This is a genomic window from Roseobacter sp. (assembly GCF_024639605.1).
GTDB lineage: Bacteria > Pseudomonadota > Alphaproteobacteria > Rhodobacterales > Rhodobacteraceae > Roseobacter.
Map to the genome: position 1 here is coordinate 1 of NZ_JAHEHZ010000239.1, position 3,419 is coordinate 3,419.

General features: G+C 60.0%; 4 protein-coding genes. 2 read left to right on the forward strand and 2 right to left on the reverse strand.

The genetic code is table 11. The annotated features are described in order from the left end of the window. Both Q0M35_RS18145 and Q0M35_RS18150 read left to right on the forward strand, forming a co-directional pair. Nucleotides 1-450: efflux RND transporter permease subunit (locus Q0M35_RS18145; RefSeq protein ID WP_295317655.1), on the forward strand; the 450-nt coding region annotated here is incomplete at its 5' end. A gap of 60 nt (nucleotides 451-510) precedes the next feature. Continuing rightward, nucleotides 511-1,587, forward strand: coding sequence for a DUF2793 domain-containing protein (locus Q0M35_RS18150; RefSeq protein WP_295317656.1), 1,077 nt, complete (start codon nucleotides 511-513; stop codon nucleotides 1,585-1,587). 16 nt (nucleotides 1,588-1,603) lie between these two features. Here Q0M35_RS18150 and Q0M35_RS18155 read toward each other — a convergent pair whose 3' ends face one another. Both Q0M35_RS18155 and Q0M35_RS18160 read right to left on the reverse strand, forming a co-directional pair. Further along, nucleotides 1,604-2,407, reverse strand: coding sequence for an enoyl-CoA hydratase (locus Q0M35_RS18155; RefSeq protein ID WP_295317657.1), 804 nt, complete (start codon nucleotides 2,405-2,407; stop codon nucleotides 1,604-1,606). 71 nt (nucleotides 2,408-2,478) lie between these two features. Next, the coding region (locus Q0M35_RS18160; protein ID WP_366519686.1) for a fatty acid desaturase at nucleotides 2,479-3,419 on the reverse strand (941 nt) is incomplete at its 5' end.

Sequence of the window (3,419 nt, forward strand, 5' to 3'; positions counted from 1 at the left end):
GTGCTGGCCCTCGCAGTGTTCGGATATCCTTTCGGGATCAACGCAATAATCGGGCTCATCGGATCTGTGGGCGTGTCGATCAACGCGGCCCTGATTATCATGACAGCTTTGCAGGAAGACCACGCAGCAGGCCGGGGAGAGCCGATGGCCATGGTCGCCGTGGTCATGGCATCGTCTCGCCATATCGTCTCGACAACCGTGACGACCGTCGGAGGGTTTTTGCCGCTGATCCTGGCGGGCGGGGGTTTCTGGCCGCCTTTCGCCATGGCAGTTGCCGGCGGGGTGACGCTTTCGACGATTGTAAGCTTCTGGTTCACGCCAGCTGCCTTCCGGCTGATCCGCCCGCGTCGCATATCGCCTTTGCCGATGCGGGCGACAGCCAGAATTCGCGAGGGTGATGGGCCTGTCCCAGGCGTTAATGAGGTCTTAAGCCCGGGGACGGCTCTCTAAGGCCCGGGTAAAGATTTTCGGCCAAAGTCCCGGCATCTGCTCTTCATCATGGGAATTCCAATGGCCGACACCTCCAGAAGCCTCTCGCTGCCCTTTATAATGCCAAACCAGGCGCAAAAGCATGTGACCCATAATGAGGCACTGCAGATCCTCGATACCCTCACGCAGCTTGGCGTTGTGGCCGACGACCAGACCGCGCCGCCCGCAACTCCGGCCGAGGGCGTTCGGTATATCGTTGGTGATACCGGAACCGGCGACTGGGCCGGACACGACGGCGAGGTCGCGCTGTTTGACCAGGGTAGCTGGCGGTTTTTCGTGCCGCGCGCCGGGTGGCGCGCCTGGGTCTCGGGCCGCGATGCGCTCGTCGTTCACGACGGGACGGACTGGATCGATCTCGACAGTGACGAACTGCAGGATATCGAGGCGCTGGGGCTGGGCATGACCACCCTGCCCGACACGCCCTTTTCAGCGAAGATCAACGCGGCTCTCTGGACGGCGCTTTACCAGGCGGATGGCGGAACCGGCAGTATGATCTCGACCCTCAACAAGGAAAACAGCGCGGACGACCTCGGCTTTGTTTTTCAGAAAGACTTCCAGACGCGGGCCTTACTGGGGCTTTTCGGAAGTGACAATCTGCGCCTCGCCGCCTCTCCGGACGGCAGCACGTTTTTCGACGGGCTGCGGATCGGGGTCGGCAATGGCATCGTCGATCTTCCTAACCTGCCGCGTTTTAAAGCGACCACGGACTTCGACAACTACTGTGCGGCGGACGCCTGGATCACCGTGGGTATTAACACGACCGAATACAACGGTCAGAATGCTTTTGACGCGGCAACCAATTCTTTCACTGCTCCGGTTGACGGCACCTATCAGTTCGGCGCATCGCTGACCTTCCGTGAGAACACCAGCAGCCAGGTGACGATGTCAGCGCGTCTGATCACCAACGGTACAGATGAGATCACCGGTGCGGCAGGCGAGATCACCGGCCCTCATATAAGCGACCGGACCACGCTGGCCATCAATGGCATGGTGGTTCTGAGCGCCGGCGACACGGTTGAGCTTCAGGGCCGGATCAGCGGGCAGGACGGGTATTTTGCGGCCAGCCGTACGGCATTCTGGGGCGCAAAAGTCGGGTAACCCGGTCGCTCAGGATTTATTCGCCGGTCCAGTCGGGCATCGGCTCTTTGGCAATAAACGCGCTGATGCCGGCTTCGGTGTCGCGCGCCATCATGTTCTCCGCCATCGTCGCACCGGCAAAGGCATAGGCTTCGGCCAGTGGCATGTCGGCCTGCTGGTAAAACGCGCGTTTGCCGGTTTTGATAGCTACGGGTGATTTCCCGACGATCTGAGCGGCCATAATCCGCGTCGCCTCAGGAAGCTGTCCGCGGGGAACCACGCGGTTCACAAGCCCGGTTTCAGCAGCATGCGAGGCCGGGACAAAATCGCCGAGCAACAACATCTCCATCGCTTGCTTGCGCGTCACGTTGCGCGACAGCGCGACCATCGGTGTGGAACAGAAAAGCCCGATATTCACCCCCGAGGTGGCAAACCGGGCATCTTCAGCAGCGATTGCAAGGTCACAGGTTGCCACCAGCTGGCATCCAGCGGCGGTGGCAATGCCCTGTACCTCGGCGATGACCGGCTGCGGCAGATTAACGATCGACATCATCATCCGCGAGCATTGCGCAAACAGATCGTTAAAGTACCCGTGCCCGCCGTCGGCATCCTCACGCCGCAGCGTCATTTCCTTCAGGTTATGACCAGCGCAGAAGTGATCACCCGCCCCGCGAAGGATCACCGCCTTTACCGCCCGGTTGTCTGCAATATCGTCCCAGGTCTGCTGCAGTGCTTCGAGCACCTCCTCAGATAGCGCGTTCATTGACCGGGGGCGGTTGAGCGTCACGGTGGCGATTCCGTCATTGACCTCGCTGAGGACCGGCATATTCAAATCATTCATCACACGTCTCCCGGCTGCGACTTTCGACGCAGCAAACAGGAAGGCCGGTGTGGATGGCAAGTATAATCGCGTCAGAGGACCGGTTCGGACGTGGTGACCGGCGTCTCTGTCACGGTCTCCGGGTCCCGGGGCCACAGAATATGCGGTACAGGATCCTTGGCACGGAAGAGAAAGAGGCGGGCAATCTCAGCATAGGACCGGTAAGCATATCCCCCGTTGCGTTCGAGAAAAGCTGTCCTGCGCGCGGCATAATAATCTGACAGCTGATACCAGGGCAGCTGCGGGCAGGCATGATGCACCGCGTGCAGATTATTCTTGAGAAAGAGCACTGACAAAAGGCCCCGGTCCTCGATAATGACGCTTCTGCAGCGCGCCCGGGTATGCGCCCGGTGTTCCAGAAACGTCCTGATCTTGAGGACTGAGAGGCTGGCCCATGCGGCGACCAGATAAAGCCAGACAGGCATCTCCGCGACAAATGTCCACCACAGTACCACCGGGATCAGCGCTGCGGCGTGAAAGAGATATGCGCCTGCGATTGCCCGATGTCCGCGCAGCACAGCGCGCATGTCCCCGCTCCAGAAGGTCAGCATGCTGATTACCGGCCCGACGAGCATGCGGCCCGCAAGCGTGTTGTTGAAATCATAAAGTGCGCGGCGTGGAGCAGACCAGCGCGCCCAGACAGCCGGATCGACAAAGTTTGTTTCCGGATCGTCGTAAGGGTCTGTCAGAACCGGATCATGGTGATGCGCAAGATGGGTGTCGCGAAACCGTATATAGGGAACGAAAAGTCCCAGCGCCGGGAAGACCAGAGCCGTGTTCAGCACTGTGCTCCGAAAGGGATGTCCGTGCAGAATTTCGTGATTCAGCGAGGAATAAAGTGTGAGCGCCAGGGTCAGCAGAATTGCTGATGCAGCGGGACCAAGCGCGCCATATGCGCTCGTTGCCGCAGCATATCCGGCATAGCACAGAGCGGCGACAATCAGGGTAGGCCATTCAACCGGCGTGAAAATTC